Genomic DNA, 20,845 nt, shown 5'->3' with positions numbered 1-20,845 from the left:
CAGCCGTGCAGGGTGACGACCAGCTTGCACGCGGCCCCCGCCGCACGCCACCCGGCGCCGCGGCCGTCGCCGAGGCACACCGTGACGCCGCCCGCTGCCTGGACGTACTGGTCGCGCTCGACCGTGTCGGCGAGGGCGCCTGCCGCGACGACCTCGGCATCCACGGCATCCTCCTGGGCCCGGCGGGCCGCGAGGAACTGGACCGCTTCGTCCGCCGCACGATCGGTGCGCTGGTGGAGCACGACGAGACCCGCGGCAGCGAACTGGTGCGCACCGCGCTCACCTACTTCGCCTGCGACGGCAACCTGAGCCGAACCGCCACCGCCCTCTACGTCCATGTCAACACGCTCTATCAGCGCATCGACCGGATCTCGGCGCTGCTCGGCCCGCTGTGGCGCCATGGCGACCACGCCCTCCAGGTCCACCTGGCCCTCACCATGTGGCGCACGGCGGGACACGGCCCGTCCGCCTGGTCCTGAGACGACGAAGCCCCACGGGAACGGAAGCGGTCGCGGGGGTGCTGTGCGCCTGCGATCGCCACATGATGGCGGCCGGACGGCCCCGGAGAGGGAAGTGCACACGTCTTGACGGGTGGCCGCTGCCGCACGCACCGTTGCTGGGCCGATCTTTCCAAGGGGGTTACGTGAACAGCAAGTTGCTCGGTGCGTGTACGGGGCTGGCCCTCTTCGCCGTGGCGGGCACCTTGTCGGCGCCCGCCGCCTCCGAACCGCGGTCGGCGCCGACGCGTGCCCTGCCGCTGGGCGCCGTCGGCCTGACCGAGACCCGCAGCACGCGCACGTTGCAGCCCGGTGTCACCCTCACCCGGATCGTGCGCGGTGCCGACGCCCCGGCGCTTGCGTGGACGGTCGAGCTCTCCATCCCGGGCGGTGCCACCTCGCCGGACCCCGATGCGCCGCCGACGGCACTGAAGGACCGGGCGAGCGCCGACGAGCTGGCCGGCGACCTGCGGGAGGACGGCTTCGACGCCCGGGTCGAGGAGGTCACGACTCCGGCGGTCGCCGACTACACCGGCGGAACACTCGGATGGCGGGTCCGGGTCGGACAGTTCGACTCGCAGTCCACCGGGACGGCGGAGCGCACCCGGCTGCGCGGAGCCGGGTACACGGGGTCCGTCGTGTACACCGGCTGGGACGGGAACCCGGCGGACCGCGGCCCCTGGCGGATCGACGTGCTCACCATCGACCCGCACCGCTTCCGCGGCGAGCTCACGGCGTCGTACGGCTCCGACCTGGAGAACCGTGAGAGGACCAGCGAACTGGCAGCCGCCGCCGGCGCGACCGCGGCGGTCAACGGCGGGTTCTTCGTCCTCGACCCGAGCTCCGGAGCACCGGGCGATCCGGCCGGCGTCGGTGTCTACGACGGCCGGCTGCTGAGCGAGCCGGTGAACGGGCGCCCCGGCCTGGTGATGCGTGACTCCGGCCGGCACAGCGAGGTCGTCCGGCTCACCTGGAAGGGACGGGTCGTCGGCAGGGACGCATCGCGACCCCTGGACGGCATCGACCGCGTACCGGGCTTGATCAGGAACTGCGGCGGAACCGCCGACGACACTCCGACACGGCTGCCCCTGCACGATGTGACCTGCACCGACCACGACGAACTCGTGGCCTTCACACCGGATTACGGGCGGCGGACGCCGCAGGGAGACGGCCTGGAGGCCGTACTGGACACCTGCGGGCGGGTCCTCGAACTCCGCTCACCACGCGGCGGACCGCTGCCCGCCGGCGGCAGCTCCGTGCAGGCGACGGGCACACGCGCCGCCGAGCTGGCCACCCTCGCACAGGTCGGCCGACCCCTGCGCATCGAGGGGACGTTGCGGGACGGCAGCGGCCGCACGGTCTCCCCGTCACCGGCGACCGACATCGTCAACGGCGGCCCCGAACTGGTCCGCGACGGGCGGCTGCACATCACGCCTGCCACCGACGGAATGGTGCAGCCGGGCAACGAGAGCTTTTACTACGGCTGGATGCACAAGCGCAACCCACGCACGCTGGCCGGGGTGGACGCCGCCGGCAGGACCGTGTTCGTCACCGCCGACGGACGCAGCACGGATGCGCTCGGACTGAGCATCCCCGAGAGCGCCGCCGTCGCCCGAGCACTCGGCCTGCGCGACGCGGTCAACCTCGACGGCGGCGGGTCGACCACGACGGTGGTCGACGGAGAAGTGATCAACAACCCGTCCGACGCGGCCGGCGAACGCCCTGTCGGGGATGCACTGCTGATCCTGCCGGACCGGCGCTGACCCGGCCCGGTCCGAGAACACCACAGCCATCGACCACCGACCGCCGGGAGCCGCCATGACCGCCGTCCCGATCCGCCGATCCCGCCTCCTGCTCCTCCTTGCCGCGCTGCTGCTCGCCATCGCATCGACCCCGCCCGCGCTCGCCACCGCTTCGGCGTTGTCACCTGCCCGGGAGGCGGACAGGTCCGGGGCCCCGGCCCGGGGCGCCGAGGTCGTCGCGGTCACCCGGGTCGCCGACCGACAGGTCGACCTGTCGGTGCGCTCACCGGCCCTCGGCGGCCGGACGGTGAACGTACGCCTGCTCACGCCCGATGGCTGGGACCCGGGCGACCGCAGCCGGCACTGGCCGACGCTCTGGCTGCTGCACGGCTGCTGCGGCGACTACACCTCATGGACCGCTCGGACCGACATCGCTCGGACCGACAGCCTGCGCGACGTCCTCGTGGTCATGCCGGAGGCCGGCTGGAACGGCTGGTACAGCGACTGGTGGAACTACGGACAGGGCGGTGACCCGGCATGGGAGACCTTCCACACCCGGGAACTGCGCCTGCTCCTGGAACACGGCTGGGGGGCGAGCGGGAACCGCGTCGTGGCGGGACTCTCGATGGGGGGCCAGGGCGCCCTGCTGTACGCCGCCCGGCACCCCGGGATGTTCAGGGCGGCCGCGGCGTACTCCGGTTCCGTGCACCCGCTGCTCGACGACGAGTCGGCCAACCGCATCATGGGGTTCTTCGCGGGCCAGGGCAACGACCCGCTGAGGGTCTGGGGCGACCCGGTCGCACAACGTGACGTCTGGGCGGCCCACGACCCCTTCCACCTTGCCAAGCGCCTCACGTCGATCCCCGTCTACCTGTCCTGCGGCGACGGCACCACCGGACCCTTGGACCCGCCGGGCACGGTGAGCGAGCTCGAGGCGGACTTCAACAGACAGAACCAAGCCCTCGCGCGCGAACTCGAACGCAAGGGCGCGAAGCATGTAACCACCAACTTCTACGGACCGGGGACGCACGGCTGGCCCTACTGGCAGCGTGAACTGCACTCCTCGCTACCGATGCTCCTCCAGGCCCTGAGAATCCACGGCTGAACGGCCGGCTGCCGGGGTGACGCACCCGGGGACGGATGTCCCGCCCCAGGGCCGGCTCCTGTGGGTTCGGTGTGACCTCAGTCCCCGGACCCGCCGGACATCCCGGCGCCCGCGTATACGTGGCTCGCGAACTCGGCGATCTGCTCGTCGCTCAGATTCCTCGCAAGATTCGCCTCCGTGATCATGCCGACCAGTCGGTGGCCGCCCTGGACATCGATCACCGGCAACCGCTTGATCTGGTGTTCCTCCATGGTCGCCAGGACATCGCCGGCATCCGCTTCGGCATCGATCCAGTGCACCTTGCCCATGAGCGATCCGGCCTGCACGGTTGCCGGGTCGATGCCCTCGGCGCAGCATTTGACGACGATGTCACGGTCGGTGATCAAGCCTGTGAGCCTGTTGTTGTCGCCGCAGATCGGCAGGCAACCGACGTTCAGATCGCGCATCGTCCTCGCCACGTCGAGAAGCGACTGGTGCGCACCGGCGCACTGCACGCCGCCGGACATGATGTCTCGCGCCCGCAGTTTCTCGGTCATGACTTCCTCCCGTTCCGAAAGCGCCGCCTCCTTCGACATCGATCACAACACGAATGGCCCAGCGCCGCTCCTCAAAAGCGCCGGTGATACAGGGATCCCGAGCGTCGCGCCCGACCGGACCCGGCCCCGAGCGGCCGACGCGGGCCGCCATGGCGGCCGCCGGTCCGCAGGGCCCGGCCGACGGGGGCCTACCGTGTCGCCGGCGGGGGAGCGACAGCCCAGGAGTCGGCGGCCGCCTCGCCGGAGTCGAGCACGTCCTCGCCGTAGAGATCCTGCAGCCAGTTGGTCTGGTAGATGGTGTCGAGGTAGCGCTCGCCGAGGTCCGGGCCGATGGCCACCGCGGTGAGCTCGTGGGCGTCATGCCGGGCCAGCCACTCCGTCGCGCCGCTGATCACCGTGCCGGTGGAGCCGCCGAACAGGAACCCTCGCCTGGCCAGCCGATGACAGGCGCGTATGGTGTCCGCCTCCTCGACGCGAATGACCTCGTCGACATAGGACTCGTCGAGCAGTGGCGGGCGCATGCTCATGCCCAGGCCGGGAATCATCCGGCGGCCGGGCGCACCGCCGAAGGACACCGAGCCGACGCTGTCCACCGCGATGATCCGCACGGGCCGGTGCCATCCCCGGAAGTAGCGCGCACAGCCCATCAGGGTCCCGGTGGTGCCGGCCCCGACGAACAGCACGTCCAGCCGCGGGAACTGACGGGCGACCGCCGGCGCGGTCGTACGGTAGTGCGCCTTCCAGTTGCCCGGATTGGTGTACTGACTGAGCCACACGTACCGGTCGTCGGAGGCGCACAGCGCACGGAGGTATTCGAGCCGCGCACCGAGAAAACCGCAGTCCGCCTCCTGCTCGGTGATCACATGCACCTGGCTGCCCAACGCCTCCATCATCATTCTGTTCGACAGATTGCCCCGGGAGTCCGTCACACACAGGAACCGGTAGCCCTTGCTCGCCGCGATCATGCTGAGCGCCACGCCGAGGTTTCCGGACGAGGACTCGACCAGGATCGATTCCGGCGTCAGGAGTCCATCCCGCTCAGCGGCCTCAACCATCTCGGTCGCGGCCTTCAACTTGATCGAGCCGGCGAAGTTGAAGCCCTCACACTTCAGGAAGAGCGGATGCCCGAAGATCGACCGGAGGTCGACATAGAGATTCTCTTCGTTGAAGGCGTAGGGAGTGGATACGACAGGCACCATGATCTCCTCTGTCTGGTGCAGAGCACTTCCGGAGCCGTCCGGCCGTGGGCGGGCTCCTCGCTCGTGCGGGCGGGACCCCGTCTCCGGCCGGCGGGACGGGGCCCTGCGTCAGCAGCCGCTGTCCCGTGTGCCGGGACCCGCTGCGACGTGACCGGTGGTCTCTCCTGGGATCGGCCTCGAATGATGAGTTTCCTGCGCTCCTCGGCAGCTCATCCGTACCGGCTCAGTTCGTGGAAGAAGTCGTCGACGACGTGCAACTCTCCGGAGCGGGCCACTTCGCTGTACACGTACTTGCCCACCGCGAGGTCGAGCACCCCGAGGCCGAAGGGTGAGAACACCACCGGCCGGTCCGCCGGCACCGTCACCCGCCCGGCCATCACGTCGTCCAACGTGCCGTGCAGGAAGTCACGGCCGCCGGTGAGCTGCTCGGCCAGATGCGGCGAGGTGTCGGCCTTGAGACAGTGCTCGACGTCATCGACGATGTTGGTCGAGGCGAGCAGGATCTCCGGCGCGAGGTCGCGCAGCGACACATGCAGCACCAGCGGATTGTGTGCGAACCAGGACGGGTCACTGACGTGCGGCTGACCGGCGACCGTGGCGAAGACGACCAGGTCGCTGTTCCGGATCAGCTCCTCGGCGCTGTCGTGCACGGTGATCCGGCCGGCGGTGTCCGACTGCTCCAGATAGCACCGGAAGCCTGCTGCACTGTCGGCGGACAGGTCGTGGACGCCGATCTCGTCGAACGACCAGCCGGTGCCGACCAGGAAGGTGTGGATGTAGCGGGCGATCAGCCCCACCCCGAAGAACCCGACGCGCGTCGGCCGCGGCCGGTCGCGGCTGAGCCAGTCGGCCGCCGACGCCGCCGACGCTGCCGTCCGGGTGGCGCTGATGATCGAACTCTCCAGACACGCGAACGGGTAGCCGGTGTCGTGGTCGTTGAGGATCAGCACCGCCGAGGCCCTGGGGATACCGGCCCTCACGTTCTCCGGGAAGCTGGAGATCCACTTCAGGCCGTCCACCCGCGTCTTTCCGCCGATCGAGGCGGGCAGCGCGATGATCCGGGAGGACGGGCGGTCGGGGAAACGCAGGAAGTACGACGGCGGGTTCACCGAATCACCGGCGCCGTGCGCCCGATAGGTGGCCTCGACCAGCTCGGTGACCCGCTTCTCGCAGCCGTGCAGCGCGCGCTGGACCTGGGCACCGGAGATCACCGCGAACGGTGGCACGGCGGCCGGTGCGGCCCCTGCGGGCTCTCTCGTGGTGGAGTCGACGGCGGTCATCGCGCGGTCACCTCCACGGTCGGCGAGCAGTCGTCCAGGCGCACCGGATCGGCCATGGCGACCAGCACCTCGCGCGGTCCCTCGAAGGGCTCCCTGCTGTGCGCGGTGCGGACGTTGTCGACGATCATCAGGTCGCCGGCCTGCCACGGTTCGCGTACGGTGTTCGCCTCGTAGACGCCGTTGAGCAGCTGCACGACATCCTCGCCGATCGGGTCGCCGTTGCCGAAGCGGGTGTTGAACGGCAGCCCCTCGGTGCCGTAGACGTCCACCAGGTACTCGTGCACCTCGGGGGCCATCGTCCACTCGTTGAGGAACGCGATCTGGTTGAACCAGCAGCGTCGGCCCGTGACCGGGTGGCGCACCACGGCGCTGCGGCGCTGCCTGGTGCGCAGTCCGCCGTCGGGCTGCCACTCGAACGAGATCGCGTTGGCGCGGCAGTAGCGCTCGACGGCGTTTCGGTCCTCGGTGCCGAAGGCCTCGGCGACGGACGCGCCGATCTCGTCGTTGTAGCTGCGGGTCAGCAGCCAGCCCTCGCGCTCGAACCGCTCGGTCAAATCGGTGGGCAGTGCGTCGAGCACGGTCGGTGAGTCGGCCACCGCGGTCGCCCCGCCGTCGGTGGGAGCGGTGAGACAGGCGAACATCATCAGGCCGGGGAACTCGAGCGTGTAGCTCAGTTCGTGGTGCATGCACATGGGCTGGTTCGGCGGCCACTTCGATGAGGAGTACACCCCGTCGGGATAGGTCTCCCGGGGCGCGAAGGCCTCCCGCTCGGTCATCAGACCGGTGGCCAGCGTCGAGAAGACGGCCCCGGTCCCGGCCGCGTCACGCAGCCCGAGGCCGCGGACCAGGACCGAACCGTGCTCGGCGACGACTGCGCGCAGCGCGTCCCGGTGCTCGGCCGCCCAGGCCGGCGCGTCGCCGGTGACCTCGGCCCGCAGCCGTGGGGGTCTGCCGGATTCCAGTTCCACGTCGACCAGCGACGCCGTGGATGTGGACGACATCTCGTTTTCCTTTCGACTGAGACTCAGGAAGAAGCGAACAATTCGGTGGCCTGCAGCACGGCCTTAGCCGCCTCGGCCGGACGGGTACGCAGGAAGTAGTGGCCGCCGTCGGCGAGCTCGTGCAGGTCGACCTCTTCGGCCAGTAGCCGCCACTCGCAGAACCGGCGCGGGTACTCCGCCGTGCTCGGGTCGTCCGCGGCAACCACCACGGTGACCGGCACGGACAGCTTCTGCGCGGGCGGGTGCTCCAGGGCGTCGGCGAAGTAGCGGTGAGCGGACACGCAGTCGTGCCGGTAGGCGGCGCCGATGTGCTCGGCCTGCCGTGCACCCAGCTCACCGAGTGCGGTGCCGTCGCCGTCCGCGCCCAGGTCCGCGGCGATCTCGGCGTCGCTCCGCCCGGCCAGCCCGGCGACGGCGGCGCGCCGGCCCTCGGCATCACCGAGCAGTTGCGCGCCGAGGAACACCCGTTGGACGTCCACCCCGCGCTCCCGCAGCCTTCTGGCCGTCTCCACGGCCAACGCGGCGCCCGAGGAGTGGCCCCACAGCAGGACCCTGGTCAGACCACGCCCGACGACCTCGCCGACGACCTCCTCGACCACCTGTGTCATCGACGCGAGTGGCTCGCTGTCGGCCGCCACGTCGTGACCGGGCAGCTCGACGGCGTACACCGCCGGTCCGCCGTCCGGCAGCGCCCCGGCCATCGGCTGGAAGTTCACCGCGTTGCCGCCGGCGTAGGGGAAGCACACCAGGGCCGCAGTCTGCGCCCCGCCCGGTTCCGACAGCGGCTGGAGCAGCCCGGTACGCCGCTCCGGCCTGCCGTCGACCAGCCCGGCCAGATCGGCGAGGACCGGGTGATTGGTGATGTCCTTGAGGGACACCGCACGGTCCAGGACGATGGCCAGCTTCACTGCCGACAGCGACGTGCCGCCCCGGTCGAAGAAGTGGTCCCGCCGTCCGATCCGGTTCTGCGGGATGCCGAGCACCTTCGCCCAGGCGGCCGCCACCAGCCGTTCGGTGGGCGTATCCGGCGCGTGGAAGTCGTCCCGGACGGCATCGAGTTCTCCGGCGAGCGCCTCCAGGGTCCTTCTGTCGATCTTGCTGTTGGCCGTCAGCGGAAGGGTCTCCCGCCAATGGAAGGCCGACGGGACCATGTACGCGGGCAGCGACTCACCGAGCCGGTCCAGCACGACATCGACGTCGAGCGGTCGCCGGCCGGAGTAGAACGCCACCAAGTACTTGCTCTGGTCGGCCCGTTCGGCGACCACGACCGCACCGTCGCGGACACCGGGTACCCGCAACAGGGTGTTCTCGATCTCGCCGATCTCGATACGGAAGCCACGGATCTTCACCTGGGTGTCGCGGCGGCCGAGGAACTCCAGCTTTCCCCCGGGCGTCCAGCGGCCGTAGTCGCCGCCCCGGTAGAGGCGGGCGCCCCCACGGTGCGGATCGGTCAGGTAGGCCAGCCGGGTGCGCTCGGGGTCGTTGACGTATCCGCGGCCGACGCAGACGCCGGAGAAGACGATGAGACCGGGTGCCCCGAGCGGGACCGGGACCAGGTGCTCGTCGACGACGTAGACGTGGACATTGTTGACCGCGGGACCCAGCAGGACCCGGTCTCCGTCGGGCACCCGGTCCATGACCTCGTGGTTGGTGTCGTCCGAGGTCTCGGTCAGGCCGTAGGCGTTGACCAGCTTGATGCCGGGCTGGGCGGCGAACCAGCGCTGCACGAGCTCCTTCTTCAGCGCCTCGCCGGTGACCGATACGTACCGCAGGTCCGGCAGCTCGCGGGGGTGCTGATCGAGCCAGGAGACGACCACGTCCAGGTAGGAGGGCACGAGCTGGAGCACGGTGACCCGGCCGTCGACGATCTTGTCGACGAACCGCTGGACGTTCAGGATCACCTCCTGCTCCACCAGCAGGGTCCGCCCCCCGACCAGGAGCCCGGACACCAGCTGCCACAGCGAGATGTCGAAGCATTGGGGTGCGGTCTGCGCGACCACCTGCCCCTCGCCGATCCCCAGGTCGTCGATCTTGGCGTAGAGGTGGTTCAGCATGCCCGCGTGCTCGCACATCGCACCCTTGGGCTCACCCGTGGACCCGGAGGTGAAGTAGATGTAGGCGAGCTGGTCCGCCGCGACGTGGAGGCCCAGATCGTCGTCGGGATGGTCTTCTTCGCAGGCTTCGCCGACGAACACCTTCCGGACCCCGGGCAGTGAGCCGAGGGCCTGGTCGAGCGTGGCGGTGCTGCCGGGTTCGGTCAGCACGAGCCCGCATGCGGCACGGGAGAGCATGGTCGCGAGGCGGTCGGCCGGGAAGTGCGGCTCGATGGGCAGGTACACGCCGCCGGCCTTGAAGACCGCGAGGACGGCGGCCATCCAGTCCAGGTTGCGCTCGGTCACCACCGCGACGACACCTTCGGGGTGCAGTCCCCGCGCCAGCAGGGCTCGTCCCACCCGGTTGGCGCGCGCGTTGAGTTCTCGATACGTCAGTTGCAGCTCCCCGTGCACCGCGGCGACGGCGTCCGGGTGTGATGCCACCCGCTGCTCGAACAGTTCGTGGAACCGGTGGTCCGGCAGTTCCCGTTGCGGACCGGCGAGCTCTTCGAGCTGGAAGTGGAGTTCCCCGGCGGAGAGCAGGCTCTGCCGCCCGTGCTCGGCGTCCGGATCGGCAGCCATCCGCGCGAGTGCGGTGAGGTGGTAACCGGCGATCCTGACGGCGCAGTCCTCGTCGAGCGCATCGGTCCGGAACCGCAGCCGCAGCACAAGGCGGCTGTCGCGTTGCGAGAATCCCACCCGCAGCACGGTGTCACCGGTGACTTCGCCGCCCGTGCCGTGGGGATCGAACACGACCTCGATCGAGGGCTCGGCCAGGCCCAGTTCGCGCCTGAGCTCGTCGACCGGGAAGTCCTTGTGCGACAGCAGGTCCGACGCGACTCGGTGGGCGTCCAGCAGCAGCGTCCGCCACGAGCCGGGCTCGGTCGTCAGCCGGCACGGCAGCGGCCGGCCGCCCTCCGTACCGGCATATCCGGTCGCGACCTCGTGCTCGCCGGACAGCGCGGCGAGCACCTTGGCGTGCGCTGCCAGCAGAACCGAGCCGAGCGGCACCGCCAGCTCCTCGGCCAGCCGTTCCAACGCCGCCACGACGTCGTCCGGGACCGGTACCTCGTGTTCGCCGACGCCCTGCACCGGATCGAGCGTCCACCGCGGGATCTCGGTGAATCCACCGGCGACGAGCACATCGCGCCAGAATTCGCGGTCGGCCTGCGCTTGCATTCCCATCTGGCCGTCTCTTTCCATTCGCCTTCGCTACCGTGCTGTTCCGTGCCGACAGGGGCGGAGCCGCTACCCCTTCCGCGCCAGCGCCTCGGGCCGGTGGGGGGCATCTCGCAGCTCCGCGGCGGGGTTTCCTCCCCAATGCGCGTGCTGGGGGACCTCTTCGCCCTTCATGAGGAAGGAGTCGGGCGCGAGCACCGCGCCTTCGCCCATCGTCACGCCGTAATGGACATGGGCTCCCACACCGATGGTGCAGCCGGCACCGAGGGTGCTGCGATCGGATTTGAAAGTGCCGTCCTCCTGAGAGTGGCACTGGACCTTGCTTCCCGCGTTGAGCGTGCAGTCGTCCCCGATGGTGGTGAGCGTCCGCTCCGTCATGTAGCAGCCGTCATCGAAGACCCTGCTGCCGATCCGAACCCCCAGCATTCGCCAGATCACGTTCTTGAAGGGCGTGCCGTTGAAGATGTCGAGGTAGGTGTCGGGAACCTTCCAGAGGCGCTCGTGCCACCAGAAGTAGGGATCGTAGATGGAGCACACCCGCGATTGCAGAGTGCGGAATGCCGCGATGCCGCGCTCCACCAGTACGAAATAGACGGCGGTGAAGCCGAGGCTGAACACCAGGAACGCGGCGATCATCACGTGCCCGTAGGAGTCGTACAACTCGGCGTTCGCCAGGCCGAACATGGTGAGCACGAAGAAGTGCAGCCACCGCACGAGCAGGAAGAAGAGCATCGAGCGGATGTTGTAGCGGTTCTTCGCAGCGAGGCTGCGGCGCAACTCGTCACCGGTGCGCAGATGATCGAACCGGGAATCGCGCTCGACCGACCGGGGAATCTCGAAGCACGGCGAGCCGAGCAGTCCCACCCCCTCGCGCACCTCGCCTTCGAGCGGAACCCCTACCTTCGTCGCGAGGAGACAGTTGTCGCCCGTCCTGGCCCCGGAGGGATAGGCGATGTTGTTCCCGAGGAAGTTGTACGACCCGATCGAGGCCCGGGAAACCCGGAAGGACGTGCTCGAATAGTCGGCGTTGATGATGGAGAGTCCATCGGCGACCATCGTCCCGCTCCCGACCGAGCAGTGGAACGGGGTCTCGTGCTGCACTTCCGTGCCGAAGTTCGACCCGGTCTGTTCGATCCGGGACAAGTCGTATCCGATGCCGCGCAAGTAGTGGACGATGTAGGAACTGTCACCGAACAGCCAGGTGAAGAACTTGATGTTGGTCAGGTGCCCGATCGCCCGGTGCACCGAGTAATGAAATCCGTACAGCGGATAGACCTTGTCGGGTTTGACGACCAGGTTCAGCAGGCGCGGAACGGTGAACATCACAGCCAGTCCCACGACGACGAAGCCGAAGAACAGCAGCACGGAAAGGAGCAGCGCGTCGAGGTAGAGATCCGGCGAGGTGAGCTGCACCGTGTCCGCCTTCAGCCGGTCATGCAGCGCCGGAACCAGGGTGACCAGCATGTACGCGCCCCCGACAGCCAGCGGCAGGTAGAGGAAGAACAACTGGAGCACGGTGACGAGACCGAAGCCGGCCCGGCGAAGCGTGCCGCACGGGGCGGACTCGATCCTTACGTAGTCGTGCTGCGTGAGCTGCGCCGGGGACCCGTGCCGGCGCTGACCGCCCGGCACCCTCTGGCCGCTGTACAGCGTGGACGTGTGGCCGAGTTGAGCCCCGTCGCCCATCGACGTGTCGATGTCGAGCACGGTCTTCTCCCCGATGAACACGTCCTGGCCGAGGGTGATCCGGCCGGTCTGGATACGGCCGGCGTGCGCCCGGTAGCAGAGGAAGAACGAGTCCTTGCGGATCACCGTGCCGGCGCCGACCGTGAGCAGGTCGGTGCAGACCGGAACGTTGCGGGAGAGGATCGTGACGCCTTTGCCGATCCGTGCGCCCAGCGCTCGCAGGTACAGCACGTACAGGGGATTTCCGACGAAGAAGATCATCGGATTGGCGTGGATCAGTACCTTGACGGTCCAGAAGCGCAGATAGGCAAGACCCCAGACCGGGAACTCGGATGGTTTCCAACGGCCGACGAGGAGCCATTTGGCCGCGATGGGAAAGGTGCACAGAGCGACGAAACCGATGCCTCCGAAGATGAACGACCTCAGGTAGATGTCGATCACGCCGGACCCGGCGGAGACCCATGAATAGCCACGGTCGGCAACAAGCCCGGCGAGGAACGAGTAGCCCACGAAGAGCAGAAACTGCAGGGTTCCGCAGAGCGCGTACCGCACCGTGCTGACCGGGGTCACCACCTCGGTCGGTTCCGGGACGGACGGCTCGACGGGCACGACAGCCGCGAGCCCTGTCGCCAGGCTGCGGATCGTCGGATTCCGGTAGATGTCCTTCATCGATGCCGAGGGGAGGTCCGCCCGCTTTCTGACACGCGCGCAGAAATGGGCCATTACCAATGAGTTGGCGCCGAGGTCATCGAAGAAATGACCGTCGACCGACACCCGTTCGACGCACATGACATCGGCCAGAACCTCTGCGAGGTCCTTTTCGATGCCGTCCTCCGGCCTGGTGTACTTGCGTATACCGACTGCGGATTCATCCGGCCCGGGCGTCAGGACGTCGAGGGACTTCTCCTCCATGCGAGCTCCTTGAGGAACTTTCGAGCGTCGCCGCCATTACGGTCGGCGCCCCGTACTCGCGTTTTTCGATGGCCGGAGCGAGTGGTCCGGAAACCACGAGATCGGGATCTGTTGTCCGGATCCCGAACCGCTGCCTCAGTCTTAGCCGACCGCCGCACCGCTGCCACTCGAACCCGGTGGCAGCGGTGCGGCGGTGGCGCCCCGGTTCACTCCTCGTCCACGACCTTGCCCGGCGGTACGGCGATGAGCCGCGCATGCGCCTCGATGTACTGCAGGCGAGTGGTGCGTGCCCGCTCCGGAAGGGGCTGCACCGGGGCGCCGGCGGTGACGGCGTCCGGTGCGCATCGCAGCTGTGGGGCGGCGCAGCGGCATCCGCCCGTGTCCCGAGCGGTGGCGCGGTGGCACGCACGGCCGTAACCGGCTGATGTCACCCGATCGGCGAGGTACGCCCGCGAGCCAGCAGAGTGATCGTGGTCGGCCTCCGGGACCATTCACCCGCTGGTGTCACGGTGCGGGTTACGTATCACGCGGCGATCGCACAGGACGGTGCCGGACCGGCTACGGCCGTGCGCCGGACGGTTGGCCTGTGATCGAGCCCGGTGGCGGTGTCGCGGTTGCGGTACGTCTGCGTGGAGGCCGGGCCCGGCGGTCCGTACGTGAGGTTCATCCGGCGGGCGCCGGCCGGTGGTGTGCCAGGGCCCGCGCCACCAGGGCGGCGGGCTCCGGGCGCGCCTGCAACGCCTTCAGGATCAGCAGCCACCACCGGTGCAGCCGGTCGGAGAAGTCCTCGCGCTCCGCCATCTCCTCGGTGAGGTCGTACAGCCCGAAGAACGCGCACACCAAGGTCGTGGCGGTGCTCGACGGCTGGATCTCGTCAGCCAGTTCGCCGTCGGCACGGGCCTCGGCCAGAAGCCGCGTGACGGCAGTGGTCCAGACGGCGAAGGGCGTGGGTATGGCGATGTCGATGGTGCGGCGCTCGGCCCACAGCCGCGCGCCGGCCCGGGTCATGACGTCGTCGCACAGCGCCTCGGCGATATCGAAGCTGAGGGCGACCAGCTTCTCCAGCGGCGGGATCCCGGGGGTGGCATAGCGGTCGGCCAGCAACGGCCAGGCTGCGAACTGCTCGCGTACAACGGCCAGCGCCAGCTTCTCCTTGCTGGAGTAGTGGAAGTAGACGGCTCCGCTGGTGCGCCCCGAGAGGTCGCTGATCTCATTGATGCTCGTCCGTACGTACCCTTGTTCAACGAAAAGATGTGCTGCGGATTCCAGGAGAGACCTTCGGGTCGCGCGCGCCCTGTCCTGCATGAGTGTTCCGCCTTCGTTCACCAGTGCCAATTCTCTTGATACGAGAAAGTTGTGCGCCGCGGCGCACTGACGGCGCTCCGTGCCGTTAATGCGTGGAGATTATTATTGTTCTTGGGATGCGCGTGAGTACGGCCAATGGCGGAAAATCACGCTTCCTCGGCGCTGCCGAGCGTGGTCGCCCCCTCCAGGGTTCGGTGTATGGGGTCAAGTTCCCTTATTGCCAGAGGAGTTGGAGAGGCGCGGGGTCTCGCCCGCCTGTCGCCGGCTGTCGCGCGCGCATCGCGAGTACTTGGAAATGGGCGTTCCGTCAAACACTCAAAATGATGATTGCGCCCTTTCTGATGGGAAATTAACGTAGTCATCACGATGTTTCTGGGGTCATCCGGACAAGATCGGACGACGTCCACCGCTGGAGGACCCGGAAGCGAAGCATCGGCCTTCACGCGTGGTCGAGCGGGGCTCGTTCGGCGGCGCACCTTCTGCGGCCGAGCGGGCCTCTCCGCAGTCCCCTGCTTCGCACTGCGAGCACTGACGAAGCGGGGCGGCGCGCTCTTCGAGAACGGCAGGCAAATGACACCTCGTCATATCTTCACCTGGTCCCCGGCTGCCATCGTCTTCGACTGTGACGGGACCCTGATGGATACCGAACGAAACTGGCAGGACGCGCGCAGCCGGGTCTTCAGAGAGTTCGGGCTGAAGCCCCGCCCGGGCTTCGCCGAGCGGGCCAAGGGCGTGCACTACACCGAGTGCGGCAGTCTCATGGCCAGAGAGACCGGAAAGCCACAACTCGCGGACGACATGGCGCAGGCGCTCCTGAGCCACTTCATGACGCTCGTCGCCGAGGACCCCGTGACCATGCCGGGTGCGGCGGCACTGGTCCGACTCGCCGCCCGCCATGTCCCGCTCGCGGTCGCCAGCAACTGCCCGTTGGACGTGGTCGAGTTCTGCCTTGCCCGGGTCGGACTGCGGAGCTACTTCGCCCACGTTGTCGTCGCGGGTGAGGGGCTGCTGCCGAAACCCCATCCGGACGTCTACGCCACCGCGGTCCGCCTGTGCAGCGTGCGGCCGGAGGACGCGATGGCCGTGGAGGACTCCGTCACCGGCGTCGAGTCGGCCCGGAGGGCAGGCATGCGCGTGCTCGGCGTGGGACCTCGCCCGGCCGAAGAGGGAGCTGACCGGGCCGATCTGTGGCTGCGTACGCTGGCCGAACCGGAACTCCAGGCATGGGCCCACGCCTGGGCGGACGGGACTGACGACTGATCCCACGCGATTTCGTTCCGGCCGCATCGGTGTGGGCCCGGCGGAGTAAGCACATCGAGCGGGCCGGAGCATCGAGTTCCTGTTCCGTTTCTGCGCCAAGGCGCTTGTCCGACTTCAAGCGCATGCCGGTCGTCTCCTTGCGCAGTCGATGAAGGAACGGGATCGCGTCAGCCGAGGCAAAGCACCTGACGAGAGGGCAGGCAGGCGCCTGACAGGAGAAAACCCTGGCCAGGCGCCTGCCCGCGTGCTCCTGGAAGAAGCCGGACTCCTTCGCCGAGTACGACACGGGCAGGTTTCCCGCTGTGCCGGCGGTACACGTATCGCACTGCTGAGGGCCGACGAAAACGCGCTCCGTGACGGTCTTCGGGCCCGGCCTGGTCCGGATGTTCCATCGCCCGGAAGGTCGCTCGGCTCCGGGGCGGGTGGGTTTCGGCGCTCTGGCTGGGCAGGTGGCCCGCGGGGTGATGTGCCGGAGGTCGCGGCGGACACGTGCGGGGGTGCGTTTGTCCTGGGAACGGGCTCTTCCCACGGGCGGCGCCGGCCGGCTGCCCGCGACCGGGCCGGTCGCGGCTGGGTACAGGCGGCGAGTATCCCGGCCAAGGCCGGCCGGGTTCGCTACCGCAAGAAGCTCGGCGCCCGCGGCGGCCGTCCGTCGTGGAGTGCGGCATCAATCGCCTCAACAGGCGCCGGGCGACAGTCGTCCGCTACGAGAAGCCCGTCGTCCGTTACGAGGCGACTGTCCTCGTAACGGCTGCCCATGAGCGGCTGTGAGCAGCGTCCTCGCAATTGACCTGGTGGCCCTTCACTCTTCCTCCGCGTCGAATGCCTGGGCGACGGCGAGGCTGTCCTCGTAGACATGGTGCCGGGTGACAAGGCCGTCCTCGACGGTGAGATGCAGAGCGAATCGCGCGCGATACGCACGTCCGGTGGGCCGGGCGGTCTGGCGGATCTCGCCGAGCACAACCGCGTCGTTTCCGTCGATGAGGATGCGCTCGACCTCAGTCGCCACGTGCTCCGGTATGTGGTGCTCGGCAAGCTCGCGATAGTGGGCGGCCGCGTCGGCCTGGGTGGACCGGTGACGGATCCATGGCGTGGCGGTTCGGCCGTGCTCGGTCTCCGGCCAGTCGAGCTTCCAATCGGCCTGCTCGGCATAGAGTTCGGCGATGCGTTCGGGGTCACCCTCGCCGATTCTGCGAAGCAACTCCTCAACCACAGTACGTGTGTTGGCAGGCGCAGCTATGGACATGACCGACCTCTCCTTCCTGTTCCGCGTCCTCCGACGCGGAGAGATCGCCAATGGTGTCAGGACAGGCGGGCCGAGGCGATTACCTCTGGAGTAGGGTCGGCGAAACAACTCACCCTGCTCTCCCGCGACGGCGGGTCTGGCCAGGTCGCGGACCCGGCGCACGATCAGCCGGGCGGTACCCCGGTCGGCTTGACCTTCTTCGCCGCCGGCCGCGGCAGACCACACCGCTCGGCCGGCCGCATCACCGGGACCAGCCCGGCCTGCGCGATCAGATTCGGGTTACTGGACGCAGCGGGGGACCGCCACCGGCGTGTGGGAGACCCGCATCTCGGAAGTGCTCTGCTGATTACGCGTGTTGGAAGCAGGAAGAAATCCCGTCGTCGCAGGTCACAAGGCGCTCCTTCGCTTTCCCGAACGTCATCCACAGGCATCAGCCGTGGGTCGAGGTCTAGTCTCGCAGGAGTCGATGTTTCTCAGCTTCGGGAGGGTGACCCATGGCCGTGCACGTGACCGTGTGGGATGACCGCGATCGGGCCGGAGGAGGCCGGGCTCCGACAGCTTCGGTTGTCCCAGTGACCCCGGCGGCCGCTGCTGCCCCCGCCCTCTTCATCCACAACATCTTCACCTGGGGCAGCGACTCCACGTACGGGTTTGCCGGGCAGCGGCCCCTCGCGGACAGCAGACCGCTCCTCCTGGTAGATCGCCGGGGCTACGGCGACAGCCCGGACACCGCGCGCAGCGACTTCGATGTCGACGCCGAGGATGTCGTGGAGGTTCTCGGTGACGGGGCCTCCGCCGTGGAGTTCGGCGGCGCCCACCTCGTGGGGCACGGGAACGGCGCCGTCGCCGCGCTCATCGCCGCCGCGCGCCGACCCGACCTCGTCCGCTCCCTTGCCCTCATCCAACCCTCGGCCTTCACCGCCGCCGCGCACCATCCAGTGGTCGCCGACCTCCTCGACCGGGTGCGCGACGGCGCCCCGGGCATCCCGGACGGCGTCACGCCGGAGCAGTATCTGCGCGCTTCCACCGAGGGGTTGGGGATGGCTATGCCCGAGCCCACGTCGCGCCGGCTCCGTGCCGTTGCCACCTCCATGAGGGAGCGGCCCATCTGGGAGGCGGAAATCCCGCTGGAGGTGATCCGGGGCGCAGCCCTGCCGATTCTGGTGATCTGCGGAACCTGGGAGCGCGCGCCGGCCGCGTACCGCGAGCACGTGGGGCTCCCTCTCATGGCCGTGGCCGAGTCCCTCACGGACTCCCTCGGGGGCCGCCTCCTGCGGGTGCCCGGGTACTATCCGCACACCCAGGAGCCCGCCGTCGTCAACGCCGCCCTGCGGGAGTTCTGGGGCTGACCCGGTTGCGCATCGGCTGCCAGTCCCGCGTGGCCGACCCTTGCCCGGCGGTCCGTCCCATCAGGTGCAAACCGCATGGGGCCTGGCGTATTTGATGCCTGATCAGATCGTCTCGGTGAGAGGCTGGGATGCGGATGCCGCGCAGGTTTCCGCCGGTGCGGCTGCTCTACGGGATGCAGCTGCCCGCCCACTCGCAGAGCTCCCCCTGCGCGGAGCGGGAAGGCGGGTGTGGCCGTGCCGGGCATCACGTCCGCGGACCGCAGGATGACGGTGACGCGGTGTTCACGGCCACCCGGCGCGGGAAGGGACGCGTAGGCGGCCTTGAACAGGTCCTGCATCCAGACGTCGCCGCCGGTGGGGTAGTTGTACAGCGGGGCGGGCGGCCCGGACCGGTCGAGACCGCTTCGCAGATCGCGGCGGAACGCCGCTTCCCCCGGTCGTACGGGCCGTGGCTGCACGGCGATGTCGTAGTCCTTGCCGCGCTCCACCTCGACCGGCGAGGTGCTGTGATCAGCCGTCATCATGTTCTGTATCGGCATCAGGTCGTGCTGGAACGCGAGCGGCGCGACCCGTGGTCGTAACCGGTCCTCGGTCGTGGCGCCACCGCGTTCCGCCTTGAGAACGATGTCGGTGAAGCCCGCCCCCTTCTGGGGGCCGCGTACGAAACCCTCGGCCTCGACGCCCAGCCGGACGCCGTGGCGCAGTTCGTCGGTGGTCAGCCGCTCGTCGGGCCTCAGCGGAACCATACGGGCACGGCGCTCGGCGAAGATCCGGACATGCCTCCGGGAGTCCGGATCGGCAGCGACGGTGGCGGTGGTGCCGGCCATGACGTGCGGGGCGGCGATGATGTGCACCGGCGCGAGGTCCGCGAGGTCGGCAGGGCCGTTGACCACGGTGTCCGTGGCATTGTTGCAGTCCGCCAGGCGATTGTCGGGCAACCGTGTGTGTCCGGGGCCCGCAGTGGGGCAACGCCGCTGGTCGTCGTCCACGTTGGGCAGCATCAGCGCACCGCGGCGGCGGGTCCAGGTGTTCTTGCCGGCGTCGTCGTCCGGAGCGATCAGGCCGTCCCGGTTCGAATCCGCTCGGATCACCGGTCCGGGAGTCGCGGCGTGAGCCGGTTGTGCCGGGAACGTCACGGTCACGACCGTGGGGAGAGCGGTTCCCAGTGCACCCGCGCTCATGGGCACAAAGCGGCAGAGCCGGTGGCGCGGGCGCCCGACAGTGCCGGAGCCGGAGCCGGTGGCCGGGAGAGCCAACAGTGTTTCGTCGTCCATGGCCCCACCGTCGGCCACGGACCGCGACCGGGCATCCACCCGATGGCTGGTTCCCGCGCGGGAGACGACGGCCGCCTCATCCTTTCGGCGGATCGGCCGGCCGGGACGTGCGCGGGCCCGGCGAGGCGAGCAGCACCCGACGTCGACCGAGGGCGACGCAGGCCGACCCTCTCCAGACGGCAGGTGCCACCTGGCTCTCGGTGACACCTGCACGCCACCGTGACGATGTTTCCCTGCCACGAGTGCTCCGTGCCCTCGTGGCAGGGCTGAGCCTCAATCCTGGCGAGCCTTACGTTCATAACACCAGTCGAGCACCAGTCGGCCTTCCTGAGCGGGGGCGGACCGCTCCCGCACCGGCCGTCGCCGAAGGCTTCCGCCCGTACATCGTGGTCCGGGCTTCCTGGCCGCACGCCGTGGCAATCCTGAGACATTCCCCGCGGTGGATAGGGGGCATCAATGGCACTGACCATGGTTCTGGTGGAGAACACCCACAGAACCATTGAGCAAGGCAAGGAGTGTTCAGGATGCGCATGACCCGAAAGATCGCCGTCGCCGTAGCCACCGCCGCGCTGATGACGGGGGTCGCCGGTGCGGTTTCCGCACAGGCTTCGCCCGCGACGGCCGACGGCTCCGCCCCCTCGGCCTGCCGACCGGCCAATCACCTCGCGAAGATCACCGAGGGGCCCGCCAGCAGTGGGCACACCCACTACCGCGTGACACTGACGGCGCCGCGCGGGTACGAGCCGTGTGAGCTGGCCGGTTCGCCCACCGACGTGCGGTTCTCGCACAATGCTTCGGACGTCGGGATCACCCCCGGCCGCTACGGCGACCAGACAACCGTAGTGACCTTCGGTCCGGGACACCCGGTCCACTTCGACATCCAGGTCCCCAACAGCGGCCGCGGCATCGCCGCGGAGGAGGCATCGTTCACACTGCGGGCCCCGGACGGCGAGATCCCCGGCACGTCCTTCGCCGACGGCCGGCTGAGCGTGGCCGCCGGTACCCTCATCGGTCCGGTCGAGCGCGGGGCCTGACGCCCTTCCGCGCCCTCGGTATGCCTGAGGCGGTGCCGGGGCGGCGGCGGCGGGGCTCACCTACCGCCGCCGCCCACGCGGGACCGGCCGAGGAACCCGCCAGGACCGCCTGAACAGGGTCGGGGCCGACGCGGTGGCTGATGCTCC

15 protein-coding genes and 1 pseudogene are annotated in these 20,845 nt (G+C 69.2%); 6 read left to right on the top strand and 10 right to left on the bottom strand.

Features of this window, described 5'->3' with window-relative positions:
* The first annotated feature begins 5 nt into the window (after positions 1-5).
* From AB0D53_RS28740 to AB0D53_RS28730, 3 genes are all read left to right on the top strand, one after another.
* Complete coding sequence (locus AB0D53_RS28740) at positions 6-479, top strand: helix-turn-helix domain-containing protein (RefSeq protein WP_362451815.1); 474 nt, start codon at positions 6-8, stop codon at positions 477-479.
* A gap of 164 nt (positions 480-643) precedes the next feature.
* Positions 644-2,260 (top strand): phosphodiester glycosidase family protein, encoded by a 1,617-nt coding sequence (locus tag AB0D53_RS28735; RefSeq protein ID WP_362451812.1) that lies wholly within the window; start codon positions 644-646, stop codon positions 2,258-2,260.
* A 55-nt stretch (positions 2,261-2,315) separates the two neighbouring features.
* A complete protein-coding gene (locus AB0D53_RS28730; protein WP_362451810.1) occupies positions 2,316-3,344 on the top strand; it encodes an alpha/beta hydrolase family protein in 1,029 nt (342 codons plus the stop codon).
* Between the two features lie 77 nt (positions 3,345-3,421).
* On the opposite strand, the gene AB0D53_RS28725 is transcribed toward AB0D53_RS28730, so the two are convergent.
* The 7 genes from AB0D53_RS28725 to AB0D53_RS28695 form a co-directional block, all read right to left on the bottom strand.
* Positions 3,422-3,880 carry a CBS domain-containing protein gene (locus tag AB0D53_RS28725; protein WP_362451808.1) on the bottom strand — a complete coding sequence of 153 codons (459 nt, stop codon included), beginning with the start codon at positions 3,878-3,880 and terminating at the stop codon, positions 3,422-3,424.
* 188 nt (positions 3,881-4,068) lie between these two features.
* Positions 4,069-5,076 carry a 2,3-diaminopropionate biosynthesis protein SbnA gene (gene sbnA / locus AB0D53_RS28720; protein ID WP_362451915.1) on the bottom strand — a complete coding sequence of 336 codons (1,008 nt, stop codon included), beginning with the start codon at positions 5,074-5,076 and terminating at the stop codon, positions 4,069-4,071.
* A gap of 212 nt (positions 5,077-5,288) precedes the next feature.
* Positions 5,289-6,359: a 2,3-diaminopropionate biosynthesis protein SbnB gene (sbnB, locus tag AB0D53_RS28715; protein WP_362451806.1), complete on the bottom strand. Its 1,071-nt coding sequence runs from the start codon at positions 6,357-6,359 to the stop codon at positions 5,289-5,291.
* The gene (locus tag AB0D53_RS28710) at positions 6,356-7,360 is read right to left on the bottom strand and encodes a TauD/TfdA family dioxygenase (protein ID WP_362451804.1); all 1,005 of its coding nucleotides are present in this window, start codon (positions 7,358-7,360) and stop codon (positions 6,356-6,358) included. The genes sbnB and AB0D53_RS28710 overlap by 4 nt, the downstream gene beginning before the upstream one ends.
* A gap of 23 nt (positions 7,361-7,383) precedes the next feature.
* Positions 7,384-10,638: an amino acid adenylation domain-containing protein gene (locus AB0D53_RS28705; protein ID WP_362451802.1), complete on the bottom strand. Its 3,255-nt coding sequence runs from the start codon at positions 10,636-10,638 to the stop codon at positions 7,384-7,386.
* A gap of 63 nt (positions 10,639-10,701) precedes the next feature.
* Positions 10,702-13,230 (bottom strand): Pls/PosA family non-ribosomal peptide synthetase, encoded by a 2,529-nt coding sequence (locus tag AB0D53_RS28700; RefSeq protein WP_362451799.1) that lies wholly within the window; start codon positions 13,228-13,230, stop codon positions 10,702-10,704.
* A 663-nt stretch (positions 13,231-13,893) separates the two neighbouring features.
* Positions 13,894-14,535 (bottom strand): ScbR family autoregulator-binding transcription factor, encoded by a 642-nt coding sequence (locus tag AB0D53_RS28695; protein ID WP_362451796.1) that lies wholly within the window; start codon positions 14,533-14,535, stop codon positions 13,894-13,896.
* Between the two features lie 570 nt (positions 14,536-15,105).
* Here AB0D53_RS28695 and AB0D53_RS28690 point away from each other — a divergent pair.
* Entirely contained in the window at positions 15,106-15,795 is a 690-nt protein-coding gene (locus AB0D53_RS28690) for an HAD family phosphatase (RefSeq protein WP_362451793.1), read from the top strand.
* Between the two features lie 361 nt (positions 15,796-16,156).
* Here AB0D53_RS28690 and AB0D53_RS28685 read toward each other — a convergent pair.
* Both AB0D53_RS28685 and AB0D53_RS28680 read right to left on the bottom strand, forming a co-directional pair.
* A pseudogene (locus AB0D53_RS28685) lies at positions 16,157-16,386 on the bottom strand (transposase); the annotation flags it as partial.
* 211 nt (positions 16,387-16,597) lie between these two features.
* Entirely contained in the window at positions 16,598-17,041 is a 444-nt protein-coding gene (locus tag AB0D53_RS28680) for a nuclear transport factor 2 family protein (protein ID WP_362451791.1), read from the bottom strand.
* A 494-nt stretch (positions 17,042-17,535) separates the two neighbouring features.
* On the opposite strand from AB0D53_RS28680, the gene AB0D53_RS28675 reads away from it, so the two are divergent.
* Positions 17,536-18,390, top strand: a complete 855-nt coding sequence (locus tag AB0D53_RS28675) for an alpha/beta fold hydrolase (protein WP_362451788.1) — start codon at positions 17,536-17,538, stop codon at positions 18,388-18,390.
* On the opposite strand, the gene AB0D53_RS28670 is transcribed toward AB0D53_RS28675, so the two are convergent.
* Positions 18,330-19,664: a protein-arginine deiminase family protein gene (locus tag AB0D53_RS28670; RefSeq protein WP_362451786.1), complete on the bottom strand. Its 1,335-nt coding sequence runs from the start codon at positions 19,662-19,664 to the stop codon at positions 18,330-18,332. The genes AB0D53_RS28675 and AB0D53_RS28670 overlap by 61 nt on opposite strands.
* A 524-nt stretch (positions 19,665-20,188) precedes the next feature.
* Here AB0D53_RS28670 and AB0D53_RS28665 point away from each other — a divergent pair.
* Positions 20,189-20,698, top strand: a complete 510-nt coding sequence (locus AB0D53_RS28665; RefSeq protein WP_362451784.1) for a DUF4232 domain-containing protein — start codon at positions 20,189-20,191, stop codon at positions 20,696-20,698.
* The last annotated feature ends 147 nt before the right edge of the window (positions 20,699-20,845 follow it).

The sequence above is a fragment of the Streptomyces sp. NPDC048295 genome (genome assembly GCF_040652135.1).
GTDB lineage: Bacteria > Actinomycetota > Actinomycetes > Streptomycetales > Streptomycetaceae > Streptomyces.
Note: the sequence above shows the minus strand (reverse complement) of the source record. Positions and strands in the feature narration are given on the sequence as shown.

What these genes read in the sequence shown, in the direction of transcription:
- AB0D53_RS28730 (WP_362451810.1), top strand. Translation starts at nt 2,316, where the DNA reads ATGACCGCCGTCCCGATCCGCCGATCCCGCCTCCTGCTCCTCCTTGCC.
- AB0D53_RS28725 (WP_362451808.1), bottom strand. Translation starts at nt 3,880, where the DNA reads ATGACCGAGAAACTGCGGGCGCGAGACATCATGTCCGGCGGCGTGCAG.
- sbnB (WP_362451806.1), bottom strand. Translation starts at nt 6,359, where the DNA reads ATGACCGCCGTCGACTCCACCACGAGAGAGCCCGCAGGGGCCGCACCG.
- AB0D53_RS28710 (WP_362451804.1), bottom strand. Translation starts at nt 7,360, where the DNA reads ATGTCGTCCACATCCACGGCGTCGCTGGTCGACGTGGAACTGGAATCC.
- AB0D53_RS28705 (WP_362451802.1), bottom strand. Translation starts at nt 10,638, where the DNA reads ATGGGAATGCAAGCGCAGGCCGACCGCGAATTCTGGCGCGATGTGCTC.
- AB0D53_RS28700 (WP_362451799.1), bottom strand. Translation starts at nt 13,230, where the DNA reads ATGGAGGAGAAGTCCCTCGACGTCCTGACGCCCGGGCCGGATGAATCC.
- AB0D53_RS28695 (WP_362451796.1), bottom strand. Translation starts at nt 14,535, where the DNA reads ATGCAGGACAGGGCGCGCGCGACCCGAAGGTCTCTCCTGGAATCCGCA.
- AB0D53_RS28690 (WP_362451793.1), top strand. Translation starts at nt 15,106, where the DNA reads ATGACACCTCGTCATATCTTCACCTGGTCCCCGGCTGCCATCGTCTTC.
- AB0D53_RS28680 (WP_362451791.1), bottom strand. Translation starts at nt 17,041, where the DNA reads ATGTCCATAGCTGCGCCTGCCAACACACGTACTGTGGTTGAGGAGTTG.
- AB0D53_RS28675 (WP_362451788.1), top strand. Translation starts at nt 17,536, where the DNA reads ATGGCCGTGCACGTGACCGTGTGGGATGACCGCGATCGGGCCGGAGGA.
- AB0D53_RS28670 (WP_362451786.1), bottom strand. Translation starts at nt 19,664, where the DNA reads ATGGACGACGAAACACTGTTGGCTCTCCCGGCCACCGGCTCCGGCTCC.
- AB0D53_RS28665 (WP_362451784.1), top strand. Translation starts at nt 20,189, where the DNA reads ATGCGCATGACCCGAAAGATCGCCGTCGCCGTAGCCACCGCCGCGCTG.